Origin of the sequence: Hymenobacter sublimis, assembly GCF_023101345.1 — a bacterium.
GTDB classification, from domain to species: Bacteria; Bacteroidota; Bacteroidia; order Cytophagales; family Hymenobacteraceae; genus Hymenobacter; species Hymenobacter sublimis.
In genome coordinates, this window is the sequence record NZ_CP095848.1 from 1,344,409 (window position 1) to 1,363,778 (window position 19,370).

The 19,370-nt window shown below is 58.5% G+C and carries 15 protein-coding genes; 7 read left to right on the forward strand and 8 right to left on the reverse strand.

Translation table 11 applies throughout. The features are described 5' to 3' along the window. Window positions 1-6 precede the first annotated feature (6 nt). The 4 genes from MWH26_RS05695 (at window position 7) to MWH26_RS05710 (ending at window position 4,542) form a co-directional block, all read left to right on the forward strand. The gene (locus MWH26_RS05695) at window positions 7-594 is read left to right on the forward strand and encodes a nucleotidyltransferase family protein (RefSeq protein ID WP_247976429.1); all 588 of its coding nucleotides are present in this window, start codon (window positions 7-9) and stop codon (window positions 592-594) included. A 309-nt stretch (window positions 595-903) separates the two neighbouring features. Beyond that, window positions 904-2,328, forward strand: a complete 1,425-nt coding sequence (locus tag MWH26_RS05700; RefSeq protein ID WP_247976430.1) for an MFS transporter — start codon at window positions 904-906, stop codon at window positions 2,326-2,328. 137 nt (window positions 2,329-2,465) lie between these two features. Beyond that, entirely contained in the window at window positions 2,466-2,981 is a 516-nt protein-coding gene (locus MWH26_RS05705) for a DinB family protein (protein WP_247976431.1), read from the forward strand. Between the two features lie 115 nt (window positions 2,982-3,096). Continuing rightward, entirely contained in the window at window positions 3,097-4,542 is a 1,446-nt protein-coding gene (locus MWH26_RS05710; RefSeq protein WP_247976432.1) for a T9SS type A sorting domain-containing protein, read from the forward strand. A gap of 88 nt (window positions 4,543-4,630) precedes the next feature. On the opposite strand, the gene MWH26_RS05715 is transcribed toward MWH26_RS05710, so the two are convergent. After that, window positions 4,631-6,289 (reverse strand): amidohydrolase, encoded by a 1,659-nt coding sequence (locus MWH26_RS05715; RefSeq protein ID WP_247976433.1) that lies wholly within the window; start codon window positions 6,287-6,289, stop codon window positions 4,631-4,633. A gap of 673 nt (window positions 6,290-6,962) precedes the next feature. After that, the gene (locus MWH26_RS05720; protein ID WP_247976434.1) at window positions 6,963-7,736 is read right to left on the reverse strand and encodes an AMP nucleosidase; all 774 of its coding nucleotides are present in this window, start codon (window positions 7,734-7,736) and stop codon (window positions 6,963-6,965) included. A gap of 190 nt (window positions 7,737-7,926) precedes the next feature. On the opposite strand from MWH26_RS05720, the gene MWH26_RS05725 reads away from it, so the two are divergent. Continuing rightward, entirely contained in the window at window positions 7,927-8,382 is a 456-nt protein-coding gene (locus MWH26_RS05725; protein WP_247976435.1) for a type I restriction enzyme HsdR N-terminal domain-containing protein, read from the forward strand. Window positions 8,383-8,451: 69 nt separating this feature from the next. On the opposite strand, the gene MWH26_RS05730 is transcribed toward MWH26_RS05725, so the two are convergent. From MWH26_RS05730 to MWH26_RS05745, 4 genes are all read right to left on the reverse strand, one after another. After that, the gene (locus tag MWH26_RS05730) at window positions 8,452-10,371 is read right to left on the reverse strand and encodes an LTA synthase family protein (RefSeq protein ID WP_247976436.1); all 1,920 of its coding nucleotides are present in this window, start codon (window positions 10,369-10,371) and stop codon (window positions 8,452-8,454) included. 83 nt (window positions 10,372-10,454) lie between these two features. Beyond that, window positions 10,455-11,054, reverse strand: coding sequence for an SMI1/KNR4 family protein (locus MWH26_RS05735; protein ID WP_247976437.1), 600 nt, complete (start codon window positions 11,052-11,054; stop codon window positions 10,455-10,457). Between the two features lie 175 nt (window positions 11,055-11,229). After that, on the reverse strand, window positions 11,230-12,357 hold the full coding sequence (ald, locus tag MWH26_RS05740) for an alanine dehydrogenase (protein WP_247976438.1): 1,128 nt from the start codon (window positions 12,355-12,357) through the stop codon (window positions 11,230-11,232). Between the two features lie 314 nt (window positions 12,358-12,671). Continuing rightward, the gene (locus tag MWH26_RS05745; protein WP_247976439.1) at window positions 12,672-13,445 is read right to left on the reverse strand and encodes a DUF1573 domain-containing protein; all 774 of its coding nucleotides are present in this window, start codon (window positions 13,443-13,445) and stop codon (window positions 12,672-12,674) included. 306 nt (window positions 13,446-13,751) lie between these two features. Between MWH26_RS05745 and MWH26_RS05750 the strand changes: the two genes are divergently transcribed. Next, on the forward strand, window positions 13,752-16,175 hold the full coding sequence (locus tag MWH26_RS05750; RefSeq protein ID WP_247976440.1) for an alpha-ketoacid dehydrogenase subunit alpha/beta: 2,424 nt from the start codon (window positions 13,752-13,754) through the stop codon (window positions 16,173-16,175). Between the two features lie 75 nt (window positions 16,176-16,250). Here the strand turns inward: MWH26_RS05750 and MWH26_RS05755 are convergent, their stop codons facing one another. Further along, window positions 16,251-16,802 carry a hypothetical protein gene (locus MWH26_RS05755; RefSeq protein WP_247976441.1) on the reverse strand — a complete coding sequence of 184 codons (552 nt, stop codon included), beginning with the start codon at window positions 16,800-16,802 and terminating at the stop codon, window positions 16,251-16,253. Between the two features lie 116 nt (window positions 16,803-16,918). Between MWH26_RS05755 and MWH26_RS05760 the strand changes: the two genes are divergently transcribed. Beyond that, window positions 16,919-17,920, forward strand: coding sequence for an acyl-CoA synthetase family protein (locus MWH26_RS05760; protein ID WP_247976442.1), 1,002 nt, complete (start codon window positions 16,919-16,921; stop codon window positions 17,918-17,920). A gap of 185 nt (window positions 17,921-18,105) precedes the next feature. Here MWH26_RS05760 and MWH26_RS05765 read toward each other — a convergent pair whose 3' ends face one another. Next, complete coding sequence (locus MWH26_RS05765) at window positions 18,106-19,284, reverse strand: sigma-54-dependent transcriptional regulator (protein WP_247976443.1); 1,179 nt, start codon at window positions 19,282-19,284, stop codon at window positions 18,106-18,108. Window positions 19,285-19,370 lie beyond the last annotated feature (86 nt).

The window sequence follows — 19,370 nt, forward strand, 5'->3', positions numbered from 1 at the left end:
GCTAGTATGCCTGCCATCTTACTTCTTGCCGCCGGGGCCTCCACGCGGCTGGGCCGACCGAAGCAGCTGCTGGAATACCAAGGCAAAACTTTGCTGCGCCGCGCAGCCGAAACGGCCGTAACTACCGCCGCCGGGGCGCCGGTAGTGGTGGTTACCGGCGCCCAGCACGAAGCCCTGCTCCCGGAGCTTACCGGTCTGCCGGTGGCAGTAGCACGCTGCTTAGCCTGGGAACGGGGAATGGGCGCCTCCCTGAAATTTGGTCTGGCCGTGCTGCGTAGCCTGTGCGCTACCTGGACCGACGTTATTGTCTTGCTCTGCGACCAGCCCCATGTCAGCACGGGTCTGCTGGGGCAGCTGGAGCAGTTACGCACTACCTCCGGCCAGCCCATAGTAGCCACCGAGTATGCGGGTGTCCGGGGCGTGCCGGTGCTGTTTGGGCCGGAAGCCGTACGCTGGTGCCAGCACCTACCCGACGGCGCTGGCGCTGCTCAGCTGCTGCGGCAACACCCTGAGTTGGTAGCCGCGGTGCCGTTCCCGGCCGGAGCCGTAGATGTAGACACGGAAGCGCAGTACGCCGCCTTGTTGGCTGGGTAGCTGATTTCTGCTCGCACTGCAACATGGTTGCCTGCTAGCTCCAGCCACCACAATTTTCACAAGTGAACAGCAGTGGTGAAGTGTGCCGCATGTTGAGCTACGAGTTAGCCGGAAGCCGGTTCAGACAGAAAAGCCCGTCGAGCATGAGGATTGGAGAGGCACCCCCAAGGTGACTTCCGGCGCAACAAGGTTGCTGCAGGGTGGCAGCCGGAGCGAGCAGAGTCGCAAAAAGACTACCTGGTGTACCCAACGCAACGGCCACGCCGATTTCCCGTTATCTTGCCCGAACCTACCTCAACCATTCCCTATATGAGCGACGCTGCCGCAGTTCCGGCCCCCGAGGCGGGCTTCGAAAACATTCCCAAGGACGACAAGCGCATTACCCGCGGCTGGACGTTCTACGACTGGGCCAATTCCGTGTACCCGCTGGTAATTACCAGCTCCATCTTCCCCATTTATTGGGGCGCCATCACCAAGCAAATCAGCCCTCAAACAGATGTTGTTAACTTCCTTGGGTTTGAAGTGCCTGGCTCCTCTCTGCTGACCTACGCCATTTCCGCAGCCTTTCTGGTCATTGCTTTGGTTAGCCCATTTCTGACCTCACTCGCCGACTTTTCAGGTCGCAAGAAGCTATTCATGCAGATTTTCTGCTACCTCGGGGCAGCTTCCTGCGCGGCCCTGTACTTTTTCACGCCCGATACGCTGACTGCCAGTACCTTTATTTTTATTTCGGCCACCATCGGCTTCTCCGGCTCCATTGTTTTTTACAACTCCTACCTACCCTTGATTTCCAGTGAGGAAAAGTACGATTCCTTATCGGCTCGGGGCTTTTCTATGGGCTACATTGGCTCGGTACTGCTGCTGCTGATTTGCCTGGGCCTCATCATGGGGCACGATACACTTGGAATGGAAGAGGGCCACGCGACTCGCCTAGCTTTTCTGCTCACGGGCATCTGGTGGGCTGGCTTCGCCCAGATTCCGTTCTTTAGTCTGCCCACTGACCCCGGTCGCCCCGAAGACGCTACTTCTTCCGATTCCGGCTGGCTGCTCAATGGTTTTCGGGAGCTGGGCAAGGTAGTAGATCAGCTCAAGCACCTGCCCAATCTGAAACGCTTTCTGCTGGCCTATTTCACGTATAACATGGGCGTACAAACCGTGATGTATGTGGCCACTATCTTCGGCGACAAGGAGTTGCACCTGGAAAGCACGGCCTTGATTGTCACCATTTTGCTGCTGCAAATAGTTGGTATTTTGGGTGCCTACCTCTTTGCCAAGCTTTCGGAGCGTATTGGCAATACCCGGGCCCTGAGCTGGTCGGTGTTTATCTGGATGTGCATTTGCGTGGCGGGTTACTTTGTGCAGGCTGGGTGGTCATTTTATGCGCTGGCGGCCGTAATTGGCTTGACCATGGGCGCTATCCAGAGCCTCTCGCGTAGCACCTACTCCAAAATTATCCCTGAAAACACCCCCAATACGGCGGCTTTCTTCAGCTTTTTCGACGTCACAGAAAAGCTCAGTATCGTAATCGGCACGGCCGTCTTCGGCATCATCGCTCAGATAACCGGTTCCATGCGCAACAGCATTCTTTCCCTGATTGTGTTCTTTATCCTAGGGCTGCTGTTCCTGCTGACCTTGCGCGGCAAAAAGCTGCGCGATGCTGCCGCCCCGGAAACCGCCGCGCTAGGCCCGCCACCTGCTACCCCCAACGTGGGCATTCCAGCTACGGCTCGCTAGCTGCCACCGCTGGCCCCTTGCCAAAAGCCTCACCGAATTACTCGGTGGGGCTTTTCTTTTGGGCGCGGGCACAACCATCCGCAGGCTTCGTAGTTACTTTGGCGCACGTTTCTCACCCACTTTTCCGTACTATTTCCATGCCCAACACCCAACCCACCCTGCAAGCCGCTCTCAGCCAGGAACTACGCCACGAATTAAAGCTCACACGCCGCCTACTGGAGCGGGTACCTACCGCGCAGTTCTGCTGGCAGCCCCACCCCAAGTCCATGACAATTGGGGGCCTGGCTTCCCACATCGCCAACCTGGTTGGTTTCCTGGAACTCTCCCTAACCGGCCCCGACACCGACGTAACCACCGTAGCAATGCCTAATTCAGCTACTACCGACGAGGTGCTGCGCCGCTTTGATGTGAACGGCGAAAACATCCACAAGGCCCTGGAGCAGGTAGATGACGCTACCTTCCACGGCCAGTGGTCGTTGCGTCACGGAGAGCAAATATTGCTGACGCTGCCGCGCGCCGCCGTAGCCCGCACTATGGTACTCAATCACCTCATCCACCACCGCGGTCAGCTTTCCGTCTACCTACGCCTGCTCGACATTCCCGTGCCTGCTATCTACGGAGGCTCCGCCGACGAGGCCCCGCAACGAGCATAACCCATATAATATATTAATTATGTACTATCTAGATGTGAATAGAATGTTCTATATTAATAGCAATATGTGACCTTGTTCCTGAGATTCAGGTATTTTCATTCTAGCGGTTTCCCATATGTGGCGTATTCTGGTTATCACGAGCGGCGTACTAGTAGGGCTGGCTTCTTCAAGTAGAGCGCAGAGTCCTGTAGTAGACACTAGTTTTCAACCTACGCAGGTATGGCAAGGAGCCGCCGGTACGCAACCGCGCGTGAGTGGCGTACTTACCGCTGTGGTAAGGCAACCTGATGGAAAGTTTGTAGTAGGCGGCGTGTTCACGGAAATCAACGGTGTGCCAGCTAATAATTTAGCTCGGTTACTGCCTGATGGAACTGTAGACGCCGCCTTTACTGCTGCAAGTGCTGCCAACGGTCCGGTAATGGCGCTGGCATTGCAGACTGACGGTAAAATTGTAGTAGGTGGCTCATTCTCTAGTTTATCTGGTGGTGCGCGCGTGGCAATAGGTCGCTTACTACCAACTGGAACCCTCGATACTCCCTTTGCCCCACCCTCGGTAGCGCTGAATGGCGCAACCCCTACGGTATACAGCTTAGCGGTACAGCCAGACGGCCGCGTCCTGTTAGGCGGTTATTTCAATGTCCGAGGTACTAATACTACGCAACTACTCGACCGCCTTGATGGTGCTAGCGGGCAACCCGACGCTAACTTTCGGCCATATCAAGCCGCAAATACTGGCGTTTATTCCCTGCTGCTACTGCCCAATGGCAAAATAGTGGTAGGTGGATCAGCATTCTCCTACCAACTGGGTACGCTCCTGACGCAGCTACATCCTGACGGGTCCCCAGATAACAGTTTTACAAGCTTAACCAACTACTATACGTCGGAAATTAGAGCGCTGACGTTGGATGAAGTTGGTAATATTTACGCTGCGGGGCTATATAACAGTGCTGGTAGCGGCCATCCTTACCTGCGGCGTTTGCGGCCCAATGGCACAACCGATGCTTCTTTTGATTACCGCGGTAATCAGTTAAACACTATAAGAGCACTGAGTATACAACCCAATGGCCGCCTTCTGACAGGTGGCCTTTTGACGGAGCGAGTAGTGACTACAGGAGCTGTGGATGGCAATTTCCTGTCCAAGGACGCCCCCCGAGCTGCTAGTAACCCCAACAACAACTGGGGTGTCAGCGCGCTATTAGTGCAGCCTGACGGTGCCATCATGGTGGCGGGCTCTCTGCAACATCCTAGTTTAGCTTACACAACAGCCTTGGTGCGCCTGCGCGAGGCTAACGTGCTACACGTGAGTTCATCCGTCGCGGACGCCCGCACCAACGCTTGGCCTGTTCCCAGCCGACAGGTGCTTCATGTAAACCTTGACGCATCCGATTCCCCCCAACGGGTGCAGCTACTTGATGCCTTGGGCCGGCCTGTCCGGACAATAATGCAGCCCAACCCTGCATTTACTTTATCACTAACAGGTCTGGTAGCTGGCATTTACCATCTACAAGTACAGTATGCTGAAGCTAAACTGGTAACGCGACGCGTAGTCATAGTAGACTGACATGATATGCCAACGTACAAGGGGTAGAATAGAGTAGAGCAATTTCTTGAAGTATTGCTCTACTCTATTCTACCCCTTGTGCCTTAGATTACTTCCCTCCGAATACTCGCTCGCCAGCAATCCAGGTTTGCTGCACTTTGGCGCCGCGGAGCTTTTCCTTGGGTGCTTGCAACAGGTCGGTGTCGAGGATGACAAAGTCGGCGGCCATGCCGGGGCGGATGCTGCCTTTTTGTTTGTCCTCGAAGGCAGCGTGGGCGGCCCAGGTGGTCATGCCGCGCAGGGCATCGGGGCGGCTTAGGGCGTTTTCCATCTGGAAGCCAGTAGCGGGGTAGTTCTTGGCGTCTTGGCGCGCTACGGCCGAGTGGAAGCCGAACAGCGGGTTAATATCTTCCACTGGAAAATCGGAGCCCAGGGCTACCTGCCCGTACTGTTTGCGCAGCTGCTCATAGGTGTAGGCCGTTTTCAGGCGCTCAGCCCCTAGTCGCTCCCCAGCCCAGTACATATCGGAGGTGGCGTGGGTGGGCTGCACCGAGGGCACAATGCCAAACTGTCCAAACTTGGGCATGTCGGCTGGGGTGATAACCTGGGCGTGCTCGATGCGCCAGCGCCGGTCTTTTTGGCCCTTAAGTGCCTCGCCGTAGATGTTCAGAATAATGCGGTTGGCCGAGTCGCCGATGGCGTGGGTGTTCATCTGAAACTTGCTGGCCGCAATGTCCTTGGCCAGCTGCCGGTACTCCTTTTCGGTGGACAGTAGGAAGCCGGTTTCCTTGGGCTTATCGTGGTAGGCCTCTACTAGGCAGGCCCCACGGGAGCCCAGCGCGCCATCGGCGTACACCTTAAAGGAGTTTACCGTAAGCCGGTCCTGATACACGGGGCCGTTTTTGAAGTAGAACTCTTTGTTGGCCGCCGTGGGGTTGAGCATGGTGTAGAGGCGCAGCTTGAGCTTACCCTGCTGCTGCAAAGCGGCCATTTGGTCGATGTTGGCTTTGTCGAGGCCGGCGTCGGCGAGGCTGGTCAGGCCCACGGCCACGCAGCGCTGCTGGGCTTCCAGCAGGGCGGCGTTGGCTTCGGTGGGGGTAGGCTCCGGAATTTTGGCCGTAACCAAGTCCACGGCGTTGTCTACCAGCAGGCCGGTAAGCTGCCCGGCGGCATTCTTCGTGATGGTGCCCCCGCTGATGGGCGTGCGGGCCGTGATGCCGGCCAGCTCCAGGGCCTTCTGGTTGACGAGGGCCGCGTGCCCATCTACCCGCACAATGAACACGGGCGTGTTCGGAAACAGCGCATCCAGAGTGTCTTTGTTCGGGAATTGCTTGCCGGGCCAGTCGTTTTGGTCCCAGCCCCGACCCGTAAGCCAGGCCGCCTGCGGGTACTGTTGGCGCTGCTGCTGGAGCTTCTGCACTACCTCCCGCCAGGAGCCAGTACCCACCAGGTCCGCGTCGCGCAGGCCCAGGGCGTAGCGGTAGAAATGGCAGTGCGCGTCGTAGAAACCAGGGTAGATAAACTGGCCGTTGGCGTCCACTTCCTGCTCGGCCTGAAACTTTCCGCGCAACTCCTCGGCCGTACCTACGGCTACAAACTTGCCATCTTTCACGGCAAACGCTTGCGCCTTACTGAAGGCCGAATCAACGGTGTAAACGGTGGCATTGTACACCAGCAAGTCAGCGGCCTGGCGGGAGGTAGTCTGGCAGGCGCTGAACCCTCCCAGCAGCAGAGGCAGCGCCAGTAACGGGCGGAAACGTTGGGTCATGAACGGTTGAGTTGGTCGTGGGGTGAGGCAGAGTCGGCAGTTGTGTGCCGCAAGCTGCAAGTTGAGGCAGAAAATCGGATGTTGAGCGGGAGCTCAGCAGATTTACGAACTACCCCATAGAGGAAAACCAAAGCATGCGTCTTCTCGCCTACGGACCGTACTGCCGAGCCTTCGGCTGCGCCCCTGCATCACAGTCACAGTCTTTCCAATTACTGTCCACTCAGCCTTAGTTGACATTAGATTGGTGTTGATCCTTCAATAGCAAAAATACGGTCATGCTGAGCGGAGTAGAAATGTCTCTACTGCTGGCTAGGTCGCATGAACAGTTGGACTTCGAACTTATGAATTGCATCAGCTGGTCATGCAGAGCGCAGCGAAGCATCTCGCGTGCTGAGGTTGTGGTAGTAGCCCAACGATGCGAGCGAGATGCTTCGCTACGCTCTGCATGACGGCCTTTAAGACAATTGTTAATAGCTTCTAATTAACTAGAGTAGCAACGAAGTGGGAGAGATGCTTCGACAAGCTCAGCATGACCGCTCATTTTAACAGAGTCAGCAGGCAAGGTGCTTCGCTTGCGCTCGGCAGAACGTTCCATATAATCTAGGTGTGTCCGGAATAGAAAAGCCCCACTACCTGCGCAGGTAGTGGGGCTTTTGAGAGGGTAGCGAATTGCTTATTCGAAGCGCATGTGCTTTACTGATTCGCCGGAGTTCTTCAGCTCTAGCAGCGACTCAATACCGATTTGCAGGTGAGAGGTTACGAAATCGGCGGTTACTTTCTTGTCGCTTTCCGAAGTCTTCACGCCTTCGGGCGTCATCGGGTTGTCCGATACCAGCAGCAGGGCGCCGTGGGGAATTTCGTTTACGAAGCCCACGGTGAAAATGGTGGCCGTTTCCATATCCACGGCCATGGCCCGGATCTGGCGCAGGTACTCTTTAAAGTTCTCGTCGTGCTCCCACACGCGGCGGTTGGTAGTGTACACGGTGCCGGTCCAATAATCCTTTTCGTGCTTCTTGATCATGGACGACACGGCGCGCTGCAGGCGGAAGGAGGGCAGGGCCGGAATTTCGGCGGGCAGGTAGTCATCGGAGGTACCCTCGCCGCGGATGGCCGCGATGGGCAAGATCAGGTCGCCGAGCTTGGTTTTGTTTTTCAGACCTCCGCATTTGCCCAGAAACAAGGCTGCTTTAGGTTTCACGGCCGAAATCAGGTCCATCACGGTGGCGGCCATGGGGGAGCCCATGCCGAAGTTGATGATGGTAATGCCGTTGGCCGTGGCCGTTTGCATGGGTTTATCCAAGCCGCGTACCTCTACCCCGAACTGCTCGGCAAACATGTGTACGTAGTTGATAAAGTTGGTCAGCAGGATGTACTGACCAAAGTCATGCAGGGGTACGCCCGTGTAGCGGGGCAGCCAGTTCTCGACGATGTCGGCTTTAGTCTTCATAAGGTATTGGTGGTTATGGGTTGCTTACGGAAAGGCTGCGTCGGTATCGGCCGCGGCGAAGGACCGTGACCAGCTACGCGCAGCCGGAAATAATAGGTACAAAAAAAACCGTCGGAACCCAGCGGAGCGGGTGCGACGGTACGGGGCGAAAAGCGGGAGTTGACTACCCAGGGCCGTACCTTTGGAGGTGATGCAAGAGTTGAACCTGCCGCCTTTCGCGTACAAAGTTACACAATCCAGCGAAAATTTGCTAATCTGGGACGTTCTGCGCCGGCGCAACGTGGTGCTTACGCCCGAGGAATGGGTGCGCCAACACGTGGTTCACTACCTGATGAACCACCGCGGCTACCCCAAAGGCCTGCTGAGCCTGGAACGCGGCCACCGCTACAACCAGCGCCAGAAGCGCACCGACCTAGTGGCCCTAGATGCCACCGGCCAGCCCCTGCTGCTGGTCGAGTGCAAAGCTCCCTCGGTACCGATTACAGCCGCCGTAGCCCTGCAGGCCGCGACTTACAATCAAACAATCGGGGCCCCGCTGCTGCTACTCACCAATGGCCTCAGTCACTTCTGCTGGCGCGTGAATTTCGCCGAACGCACCAACGAGCGGCTGGCGGAAGTGCCGGCTTATGGTGAACTGGTGAGATAGATGAGATGGTGAGTTTGACGTTCTGGCGGCCTGAACCGCGTGATATGCGCAATCAGAACATCGAACTCACTATTTCACTATCTCACCAGTTTGCCTATACAAAGTATTGTCCGCCAGGCCGTTCAGGAAAAACTGCACGCAGGCTTTCAGCTCGTTGCCGTACTGTAACAGCTTTTGCGGGTTGGGAGCGGCTAGGGGGGTAGTGGGGAGCTGGTGGGTTTGATAGGGGTAGAGCCGCACTTTATTATCTACGGTCAGCTCCGTCACAAAATCGGAGTGGACGAGGAAGTAGCTGCCGCCGCTCAGGAACAGGGCCCGGCCAGTAGTTGTAGAGTCAAACACCGAGTAGCCGAAGGGTAGCAAGCGCCCCTGAGCAGGCACGTTGAGGTAGTCGAGCACGGTAGCGGGCAAATCGGCCTGCTGGGTGATGCGCTGGGGGTTGGCGGCCGGGAGCTTGCGGCCGGGATGAAACAGCAGCAGCGGCGTTTTGTAGCTACCTAGCGTGTTCTGGTAGTCGGGGCGCAGGGTTTGGGAAGTATGGTCGGCCAGCAGGATAAATAAGGTATTGCGGTACCACGGCTGCCGGGCGGCCGTGCGGAAAAACTCACGCAGGGCGAAATCAGTGTAGCGAATAGAGGCGTGAATAGGCAGCTGGCCGGGCGCAAACCGGGTTTTGTACTGGGGCGGCACCGGAAACGGCTCATGGGAAGTCAGGGTAAACACCGTCGAGAAAAACGGTTGCCGCTGCTGGCCAAGCTGTCGGGCAAAGTATTGCAGATACGGCTCATCGAAAATGCCCCAGTGCCCATCGTAGTCGGGGCTTTGGGCTCCGCCGGGGTACTCCTGCAACCCGTAGTACTGCTGGATACCGGTGATGCCGGCAAAGGTGTTAAAGCCCATGGTGCCGTTCTGCGCCCCGTGAAAAACGGAAGTAGCGTAGCCCTGTCGGCCCAGAATTTCGCCCAAGCCGTGCAGCTCATCCGTTTGGAAGTTGGACGTGATAAAGGGACTTTCCATGAGGGCCGGTAGGCCCGCCAGCACGGCCGGCAGGGCCTCAATGGAGCGGCGGCCATTGGCGTAATGGTTTCGAAAGAACAGACCCTGAGTCGCCAACGAATCGAAAAAAGGCGTGTAGCCCTGCCCGCCGTTTTCAATGCCGTTATACTCCGAGGCGAAGCTTTCTACCAGCAAAATAACCACGTTATCGGGGGGGCGGGTAGCACCGGGACGCGTGGTGGGCTCGTGCGCTGCCAACGCCTGCCGGAGTGCAGGCGCGGAGCTAAAGTAACTCCGCCGCTCGGGCGGTTGGTAGCCCAAACTTTTCAGAAAGGTAAACGTGCTGTTAAGCGTAACGTGGCCTAGCAGGGGGGGCGTTTGTACGAAGGCGTGCCCCGTTCGTAAGGGTTTGAGCTGCAGGCCGCCGCGAATGCCAAGCACCGTTAGCCCCGCCACTAGTAGCAACTCCAAACCCAGTTGCAGCCACCGGCGCCGGCCTTGCAGTGGCCGGGCTGCAACGGCTTCGGTACTCGGCAAGGGGTAGGCGTACCACAGCAGGCCAAACAGCAATACAAACGGAATCAGCAGAAACCAGTAATGGCCCGCCAGCTGCCCGGCCTGGCGCTGGATGTCGCCGGTAATCGTGAGCAGTTCGTTGCTGGTGCGTCGCCCAATGAATTTGAAGTATTGGGTGTCAATCAGGTTCAAGGCAATGCCCGTGGCGTTCAGGGTGAGGTACACGCCTCGCACCAATCCCTGCCAGCCAGCACCCACCCGTGGCACCAAGGAAAGCAGCACAAACGGCAGGTTTAGCAGCAGCAGAGCGGCAATATCAAACCGGATGCCGTGCCAGAAAGCATGCAGTACCTGCGCCGTGTTGGCTTCCTGAAATACGGCATGGTTGGCCCAGTAAAAGCCAAGCCGCAGCAGCATGTAGATGAGTAGCAGCAGGGCAAAACGCCGCAGCAGCAACTGCAAAAAAAATGAAGGCATACAATGAGGCGCTAGGCGACTACCCGGCGAGAGGCAAACGAACCCACCTACGGCGGGCGACCAAAAACAGATCTGCCGCTTTCTTACAGCGGCTTCAGGCGAACTTGCTGCCCATCCGGCAAATCCTTGATTTGGCGGTAGAAGTCGGCTAGCCAAGTAAGGCGAGCGGCAACCGGTACGGCTTTCGAAGTTGGCCTGCTGTTGCCGGAGGTAGCAATGCACACGGGCGGATGCAGGCTCAGCAACTCGCCTGGTTTCAGCACGCCGCCACCCTGCTGGAACGCCCGGAGCTGCTCCATCCCGAGGGCGTCGAGCGGAAACTTCTCGGCCCCGAACAAAAAGTGCTTGAAATCCACCTCCAGATCGGCCAGCTCCCCAGTTTCGGTGTCTAGGAACAGTACCGCGTCGCCGCGCAGCAGGAACTGGTTGCCCACCGAGTCCTGGGCAAAGGGAATATCAGTTTCCGTAACCTCGTCGTAAGTGCGCCAGAAAGCCGTTTCGCCCTGCCAGGCTTCGGCCAGCGCGTGCCATGGCGGTCCGGTTACGCAGCCCCGAATGTGCAGCCCCCCGAAATACGCCACTACCCCGTTCTGCTCCCGCAGAAAGGTTTGCAGGTAGGAGGGAAGGCGGGCAAAGCTTACGAGGTCCGTCAGCTCGCCGCCGGTATACAAAATTCCTCTCATAAGAAGTAAGGCGAAGCTCCAGCTTCGCGCAGTGTTGAAGAACGGCAACGGGTACCGGTTCAACGCGTTACGTGCAACACGGCGCGAGGCTGGAGCTTCGCGCTACAGAAAAAGCCTTTCCGACCATCCGGCCGGAAAGGCTTTCCTTTCTGCTTATTGGGTAGTGACGGGGTGCTTAAGCAACCGCTTCTTCCATTACCGACTCCACCGACTCCAGGGGAAGGCCCCAGGCATCGGCTACACCTTTGTACACCACTTTGCCGTGCACCACGTTCAGGCCGAGGCGCAGGGCCTCGTCGCGGCGGCAAGCCTCCTGCCAGCCCAGGTTCGCCAGCTTCACGGCGTAGGGCAGGGTAGCGTTGGTTAGGGCCAGGGTAGAAGTGTACGGCACGGCACCGGGCATGTTGGCCACGCAGTAGTGCACAATGTCGTCGATGATGAAGGTGGGGTTTTCGTGGGTGGTCGGCTCGCAGGTTTCAATGCAGCCGCCCTGGTCCACGGCCACGTCCACGAGCACGGTGCCGGGCTTCATGGTCTTGAGCATCTCGCGGGTGATGAGGTGGGGAGCTTTGGCGCCCGGAATCAGCACGGCCCCGATGATGAGGTCAGCAGTTTTGATGGCTTCGCGGATGTTGTACTCGTTGGAGTACTGGGTTACCACATTCTTGGGCATGAAGTCGTCCAGCTCACGCAGGCGGTTCAGGCTGATGTCCATGATGGTGACCTGGGCGCCCAGACCAGCGGCAATTTTAGCCGCCTGGGTGCCCACAATGCCGGCGCCCAGCACCAGTACTTCGGCTGGCTTCACGCCGGGTACGCCGCCCAGCAGAATGCCCCGGCCTTTCAGGGGCTTCTCCAGGTACTTAGCGCCTTCCTGCGGGGCCATGCGGCCGGCTACCTCGCTCATCGGGATGAGCAGGGGCAGGGCGCGCGAGGGCAGCTCCACGGTTTCGTAGGCCAGGCACACCGCCTTGCGCTCAATCATGGCGTGGGTCAGCTCCTCGCCGGAGGCAAAGTGGAAGTAGGTGAACAGCAGTTGGTTCTCCTTGATAAGCGGATATTCCGAGGCAATCGGCTCCTTTACCTTCACAATCATTTCGGCCTTGCCGTACACGTCGGCAATGGTGGGCAGAATGGTGGCACCCGCCTGCTGATACTCGGCGTCGGAGAAGCCGCTGCCGTTGCCAGCGGTTGCTTGCACAAACACCTCGTGGCCGTGCTTACGGAATTCAGCTACGCCAGCGGGCGTTAGGCCCACGCGGTTCTCGTTGTTCTTAATTTCTTTCGGTACGCCGATAATCATGACTCGAAGCAGAGGGTGAAGGTGGGTGGAATGAGGATTGCCCGGGAAAGGCGGGACAAAGATAAGGCGGAATTTGGTGAGGAGCGGACGAGGGCGAACAGTAAAAAGAATGCACCTCAGCATCGGCCCGCCAAAGTCAGCACAAGTGCGCCGCAGCCTTTTCAACCACCCCAAACGCCCGTCATCCTGAACGCCGCGAAGGACCTTGCCCCGCCTGAACAAATCGTTGATACGATTACTGTTCCAACGTGACAAGGCCCTTCGCGGCGTTCAGGATGACGGGCGCTGCTACTAGGGCAACTACATCGATATGCCTACTTGAACGGAACCGAGGCGCCGCTTTCCTTGACCATGCTGCCGGCGTTCAGGTCCTGTACTACAGTTGCCTTCAGCGTCAGCTTGGCATCCCCGTTCAGGTCGTTGCTGGTAATGACGACGGGCTCGGCCTGGGCACCCAGCTTCCGCTGGCTATACACCAACTCCACCACGGCGCTTTGGCCAGGCTTGATGGGAGAAGGCACGTTGCGGTAGCCTACGCAGTAGCACTGCGAAGTAATGGCGCCGAGCACCAAGTCTTGCTTGCCGGTATTTTTCACGGTGAAGCGCGCCACGGGGGCTTGCCCGGCTTCCATCTTACCGAAATCGTGGGTGGTGCGGTCCAGCACCAGGCGCGGCGACTGGGCCAGTTGGGCCGGCGTCAGCGTGGACTTCACTTGCTCCTTATTCAGTACGTTGCCCTTAATGGTGAGCACCGTGCTGGGGCTGGCGGCGTTGCTGGTTACCGTGACGGTTTTGTTGAAGATGCCAGGCCGGCCGGCGCTGCTGTACACGGCCTTCACGATGCCGGTTTTGCCGGGCAGCACGGGGGTCTTGGTCCAGTCGGGGGTAGTGCAGCCGCAGCTGGCCTGCACGTTGGCAATGATAACGGGCTGGTTGCCCACGTTCTTGAACTTGAACTCGTGGGTAGCCATGGTACCCTCGGGTACGGAGCCGAAATCATGCAGCTCTTGCTCGAATTTGAGCACGCCCTGGGCCTGGGCGGCAGCGGCCACGAGCAGGGCCAGCAGGAAGGAGAATACGTGTTTCATAATTAAAGGGTAAGAGGGTGCGGGGGTAGGAGGGTAGGAGTTGACGTAAGAAGGCAGCGTGTAAAGGCCAATGTCAAGAATAAGGTCCCGGTCAGAAAAGGGTTCTGACGCGTCGCCGGCAACTTCCGACACTCTTTTACCTCCGGGCCTCTCAGCTTCCTACCCTCTCACCCTACTCCAAAGATAACCACAAAAACGCCTGGCACCGCATCAAACGTAAATCCGTACTTTTGGGGGCCTGCTTTCCGGGCGGCAGGCTCCCACCCCTTCTCACCTCCGGCTCCTAATCCACCCGCCTCCCATTCTATGTCCACTGCCGAAACCGCCGCCGACGTGCAAACCAGCGTCGCCTCCCTCAGCAAAGAAGACCTCCTCCATGATTACCGCCTGGGCTGGGAAAGCCGGCAGGCCTCCTTGGCCGGTCGCAAGGAAGTATTTATGGGCAAAGCCAAGTTTGGCATTTTCGGCGACGGCAAGGAAGTGCCTCAGCTGGCCATGGCCCGTGCTTTCCGGGCCGGCGACTGGCGCGCGGGCTACTACCGCGACCAGACCTTTATGCTGGCCATCGGGGAGCTGACTCTGCAGCAGTACTTTGCCCAGCTGTACGCCCACGCCGATGTGGAGGCGGAGCCCTCCACGGCGGGCCGCGCCATGAACGGGCACTTCGGCACCCGCCACCTCGACGAGGATGGCAACTTTAGAAACCTGGCCCAGAGCAAGAATTCCTCGGCTGATATCTCGCCCACCGGCGGCCAGATGCCTCGCCTGGTAGGCCTGGCTTACGCCTCCAAGCTCTACCGCCAGAATCCCGAGTTGCACCAGTTTAGCCAGTTTTCGGTGAATGGCAACGAGGTAGCGTTTGGCACCATTGGCAACGCCAGCACCTCGGAGGGTATGTTCTTCGAGGCCATTAATGCCGCCGGCGTACTGCAGATTCCCATGCTCGTAAGTGTGTGGGATGACCACTACGGCATTTCCGTGCCCGCCGAGTACCAGACGACCAAGCAGAACATCAGCGAAATTCTGAAGGGCTTTCAGCGGGAAGGTGAGGGCCAGGACGGCTTCGAGATTTTCCGGGTGAAAGGCTGGGATTACGCCGGCCTGATTGATACCTACCAGCGCGCCGCCGCGGTGTGCCGCGCCCAGCACGTACCCGTGCTGGTACACGTGCAGGAAGTAACCCAGCCCCAGGGCCACAGCACCAGCGGCTCGCATGAGCGCTACAAGAGCAAAGACCGCCTCTCCTGGGAGGAAGAGCACGACTGCCTGCGTAAAATGCGCGAATGGTTGCTGCAAGAAGGTCACGCTTCGGAAGTTGAGCTCGACCAGATTGAGAATGAGGCCAAAGAAACCGTAAAAATTGCCCGTACAACTGCCTGGAGCGAGTTCTTCAACCCCATTAAGCAGGAGCGCGACGAGGTAGTGCAGCTGCTCAACAAGCTGGTGGCCGAAACCGGCGCCGAAAACAGCCTGCACGAGCTGGTAGAACCCCTAGAGCACAACTCCGCACCCATCCGCGCCGACCTGGTGCGCACCGTGCGCCGGGCCCTGCGCCAAGTGCGCGGCCAGCGCAGCGCCGCCCGCCGCGACCTGCAACACTGGCTGGAGCAAGCCCTGGCCGAAAACGCCGACCGCTACAACTCCTACCTCTTCAGCCAGAGCGAAGAGGCCATCGGCAACATTGAGGAAGTGAAGGCTGAGTTTGCCGCTAACGCCCCCCAGGTGGATGCCCGCGAGGTGCTGCAGGCCTGCTTTGAAGCTAACTTCCAGCGCGACCCCCGCATCTTCGCCATTGGTGAGGACGTAGGCCGCATCGGTGACGTAAACCAGGCCTTTGCCGGTCTGCAGGAAAAATTCGGCGAACTGCGCGTAACCGATACCGGTATCCGGGAGTGCACCATCGTGGGGCAGGGCATTGGTGCCGCTATGCGCGGCCTGCGCCCCATCACGGAAATCCAGTACCTCGACTATCTGCTCTACGCCATCCAAATTCTGAGTGATGACGTGGCCCCGCTGCAGTACCGCACCAAGGGCGGGCAGAAGTCCCCGCTGATTGTGCGCACCCGCGGCCACCGGCTGGAAGGCATCTGGCACTCCGGTTCGCCCATTCAGATGATTCTGGGCTCCATCCGGGGCATGCACCTGTGCGTGCCGCGCAACATGACCCAGGCCGCCGGCTTCTACAACACGCTGCTGCGCAGTGATGAGCCGGCCATCGTCATTGAGTGCCTCAACGGCTACCGCCTCAAGGAGCGAATTCCCAGCAACGTGGGCGAGTTTACCCTACCCCTGGGTCAGCCCGAGACGCTCAAGAAAGGCAACGACCTTACCATCGTAACCTACGGTTCCATGTGCCGCATTGTGCTGGATGCCGCCAAGCAGCTGGAGGAAGTGGGGATTAACGTAGAGGTAATCGACGTGCAGACCCTGCTACCCTTCGATGTAGACCACGTCATTGCTGACAGCTTGCAGCGTACTAACCGCGTGCTGTTCGCCGACGAGGACGTGCCCGGGGGCGCAACCGCCTACATGATGCAGCAGGTGCTGGACGAGCAGCAGGCCTACCGCTTCCTCGACTCCCAGCCGCGCTGCCTAGCAGCCCAGGCCCACCGCCCGCCCTACGGCTCCGATGGTGACTACTTCAGCAAGCCCAACGTGGAGGACGTATTTGATGCCGTGTACGAAATGATGCAAGAGGCTGAACCCAAGCGCTTTCCGGCCATCTACTAGGTAGCCCACAAACAGTCGGCCCCGGCCCTGGGTAACCAGAGCCAGGGCCGACTGTTTCGTAGCGGAGTGCTGGGTTTAGCGAATGGTAATCGGATCGGTCACGATTTCATTGCTCTCGTGCAGGGCACGGTCCACAATCTGCACTTTAAAGCGAACTACGGCGCCAGGGGCAAAGGAGCCTTGGAAGAAGTTTTGGCCAAACGTCAATTCGCCTTTCAACGGCGCCTTCCGGGAACCCTGGCTTTCCGGCTCCAGCCGGGGGTAGCGGCTGTTGTAGTTGAAATTGCCAAGGGGCAAATCAGTGTAGGTGTTGTCGCTGTTGCGGACCTGGGGCGTGAAGAAGTAGTTGTTGTAATACTTGTTCGGCTGCCCGTTCTGGTCTATCTGGCTGTAAGGGAAGCTGATTTCGTTGTTGTTCAGGCCTAGGTCCCCGTCCCCATCCTTGAAGGAAACTGTTACGGCCACCGTATCGAAGGCACCTGTGGGCCTAATAATGCGGTTGACCACAATTTTTTTGAAGGCAATTTCCGGCGTTTCGGAGTAGTCGGGTTCACTAACGCAGGAAGCCGTTGCTAGCCCAGCAAAGGCCAGCAGAGCAGCATAGCTCAGAGTACGAAGTAGGGTCATAAAAACAGCTATAATGCGCCGGAGGAAGCAGCCCCGCCGGCCGGAAGGTACAACATCTGAACGAACGAAGTAGCGCCCACATTGTTCTACCGTTTCGCTAACCCTGAGTCTCCCGAATGAGTTTCCGCGAAGAGCACCTTCACCATCTATCGCACCTGACCACAGCCACCGCCGAGGCTGCTGCCCTACGCCTGTTTCAGTACCAAGCTCGGCATTGCTTGCCTTACCGCGACTACCTAAGCGCCCTAGGCCGCGAGCCGACGACCATCACCCGGGTCGAGGACATTCCCTTCCTGCCGATTGAGTTCTTCAAAACCCATGAAGTCCGCACTGATGCCACCGAGTGGGAGCCCCAAGAAGTATTTCTGAGCAGCGGCACTACCCAGCAGCAGCGCAGCCACCACTACGTCCGTGACCCGCAGCTGTACCGCCGGCACGCGGCCCGCATTTTTGAGCACTATTACGGCCCGCTCAGCGGCTGGACGGTGCTGGCGCTGCTACCCTCGTATCTGGAGCAGGGTCAGTCGTCGTTGGTGGCCATGGTCGATTACTTTGCCCAGGTCTCGGGCCAGACTCAAGCCGCCTTCTTTCTCCACGACCACGCCGCCCTGCTCGCGGCTTTGCGCCAAGCCAAGCAGGATTCTAGCCGCCGCGTGTTGCTGATTGGGGTCAGCTACGCCCTGCTAGATTTGGCCGCCGCCTATGCCGGCGACCCGGCCCTGCACGGCCTGACGGTGCTGGAAACCGGCGGTATGAAGGGCCGCCGCCGTGAAATGATTCGGGAGGAGCTACACGCGGAGTTACAGCAGGCTTTTGGGCCCGTCGGCATTCACTCCGAGTACGGGATGACGGAGCTGTTGGGCCAGGCCTACAGCTTCGGCGACGGCCGCTTTCACGCCCCGCCCCAGCTACGCGTACTCCTGCGCGACCCCAGCGACCCGTTTTCCGTCTCGGCTACCCGGGCCGCGGGCGCCATCAACGTCATCGATTTGGCCAACGTAGACTCGTGCGCCTTCATCGAAACCAAAGACCTGGCCCGCCTGCACCCCGATGGCTCCTTTGAAGTGCTGGGTCGCCTGGATAATTCTGATATCCGCGGCTGCAACCAGATGGTATAAGGGATGATTGGCAGTGTCATTGCGAGGACCCAGGACGAAGCAATCCGTCCTGGCCAACGTACTTAACCCTAAAATGTGACAAGCCCTTGACACCAGCGCGGACGTCAAGGGCTTGTCATATCATAAAGCTGGTCACAAATGAGAGGACGGATTGCTTCGTCCTGGGTCCTCGCAATGACAGGAAGTCACTTCCCTGCAAACGCGCGGGCGTCGGCTTCCGAGATGGTGTCGTCGCTCATGATGACGAGGCGCTCTACCACGTTGCGCAGCTCCCGGATGTTGCCCCGCCAATCTAGGCTTTGCAGGTAGGCCAGAGCCGAATCCTCAATACGCTTGGGCTTGGTGCCGTAGTCGGCGGCAATGTCTTTCAGGAACTTCTCGATGAGGGCAGGAATGTCGTCGCGCCGGTCGTTGAGGGCGGGCACCTGAATCAGGATGACGGAGAGGCGGTGGTAGAGGTCTTCGCGGAAGTTGCGGTCGGCAATTTCTTGGAGCAGGTCCTTGTTGGTAGCGGCCAGCACGCGCACGTTCACGCTGATTTCCTTTTCGCCCCCCACGCGGGTAATCTTGCTTTCCTGCAGGGCCCGGAGCACCTTGGCCTGGGCCGACAGGCTCATGTCGCCGATTTCGTCCAAGAACAGGGTGCCCCCGTCAGCCTGCTCAAACTTGCCGATGCGCTGCTTGACGGCCGAAGTAAACGAGCCCTTTTCGTGGCCAAACAGCTCTGATTCAATTAGCTCCGAGGGAATAGCGGCGCAGTTTACCTCAATCAGCGGGCCACTACTGCGGTTACTGAGCTCGTGCAGCTGGCGGGCCACCATTTCCTTGCCAGCGCCGTTCGGGCCGGTAATGAGCACACGCGCATCGGTAGGGGCTACCTTCTCAATGGCTTTGCGCACGGCCGTAAGCGCGGCCGAGTCGCCAATCATTTCGGAATTCTTGGCTAGCTTTTTCTTGAGCGTTTTGTTCTCAGTAGCCAGCTTGGTGGTTTCGGCCGTGAGCTTGGTGCGGTCCAGGGCGTTGCGAACGGTCACGAGCAGGCGGTTCAGGTCTGGCGGCTTCTGCAGGAAGTCGAAGGCGCCTTTCTTGGTAGCATCCACGGCCATTTCTACGTTGCCGTGAGCCGACACCATGATAAAGGCCGCGTTGGGGGCCACAATGCGGGCCCGCTCCAGCACCTCAATGCCATCCATCTTGGGCATTTTGATGTCGCAGAGTACCACGTCGTACTTGTCGCGGATGAGCATATCCAGGCCCGTGGGGCCATCTTCGGCCTGGTCTACCTGGTAGCTTTCGTACTCGAGAATCTCCTTCAGCGTGTGCCGAATGGCTTTTTCGTCGTCAATAATTAAGATGCGGGGCATGGGCTAGGAAAGGGCAAATGGCAGAAACCAAAGTAACGAAAAGCCGGTGGCAATGAAGCTAGCTAGGTTATAAACCTTGGTTCGGG

Bases quoted from the DNA above. Each gene is read 5' to 3' on its own strand.
- MWH26_RS05695 (WP_247976429.1), top strand. From the start codon at position 7: ATGCCTGCCATCTTACTTCTTGCCGCCGGGGCCTCCACGCGGCTGGGC.
- MWH26_RS05700 (WP_247976430.1), top strand. From the start codon at position 904: ATGAGCGACGCTGCCGCAGTTCCGGCCCCCGAGGCGGGCTTCGAAAAC.
- MWH26_RS05705 (WP_247976431.1), top strand. From the start codon at position 2,466: ATGCCCAACACCCAACCCACCCTGCAAGCCGCTCTCAGCCAGGAACTA.
- MWH26_RS05710 (WP_247976432.1), top strand. From the start codon at position 3,097: ATGTGGCGTATTCTGGTTATCACGAGCGGCGTACTAGTAGGGCTGGCT.
- MWH26_RS05715 (WP_247976433.1), bottom strand. From the start codon at position 6,289: ATGACCCAACGTTTCCGCCCGTTACTGGCGCTGCCTCTGCTGCTGGGA.
- MWH26_RS05720 (WP_247976434.1), bottom strand. From the start codon at position 7,736: ATGAAGACTAAAGCCGACATCGTCGAGAACTGGCTGCCCCGCTACACG.
- MWH26_RS05725 (WP_247976435.1), top strand. From the start codon at position 7,927: ATGCAAGAGTTGAACCTGCCGCCTTTCGCGTACAAAGTTACACAATCC.
- MWH26_RS05730 (WP_247976436.1), bottom strand. From the start codon at position 10,371: ATGCCTTCATTTTTTTTGCAGTTGCTGCTGCGGCGTTTTGCCCTGCTG.
- MWH26_RS05735 (WP_247976437.1), bottom strand. From the start codon at position 11,054: ATGAGAGGAATTTTGTATACCGGCGGCGAGCTGACGGACCTCGTAAGC.
- ald (WP_247976438.1), bottom strand. From the start codon at position 12,357: ATGATTATCGGCGTACCGAAAGAAATTAAGAACAACGAGAACCGCGTG.
- MWH26_RS05745 (WP_247976439.1), bottom strand. From the start codon at position 13,445: ATGAAACACGTATTCTCCTTCCTGCTGGCCCTGCTCGTGGCCGCTGCC.
- MWH26_RS05750 (WP_247976440.1), top strand. From the start codon at position 13,752: ATGTCCACTGCCGAAACCGCCGCCGACGTGCAAACCAGCGTCGCCTCC.
- MWH26_RS05755 (WP_247976441.1), bottom strand. From the start codon at position 16,802: ATGACCCTACTTCGTACTCTGAGCTATGCTGCTCTGCTGGCCTTTGCT.
- MWH26_RS05760 (WP_247976442.1), top strand. From the start codon at position 16,919: ATGAGTTTCCGCGAAGAGCACCTTCACCATCTATCGCACCTGACCACA.
- MWH26_RS05765 (WP_247976443.1), bottom strand. From the start codon at position 19,284: ATGCCCCGCATCTTAATTATTGACGACGAAAAAGCCATTCGGCACACG.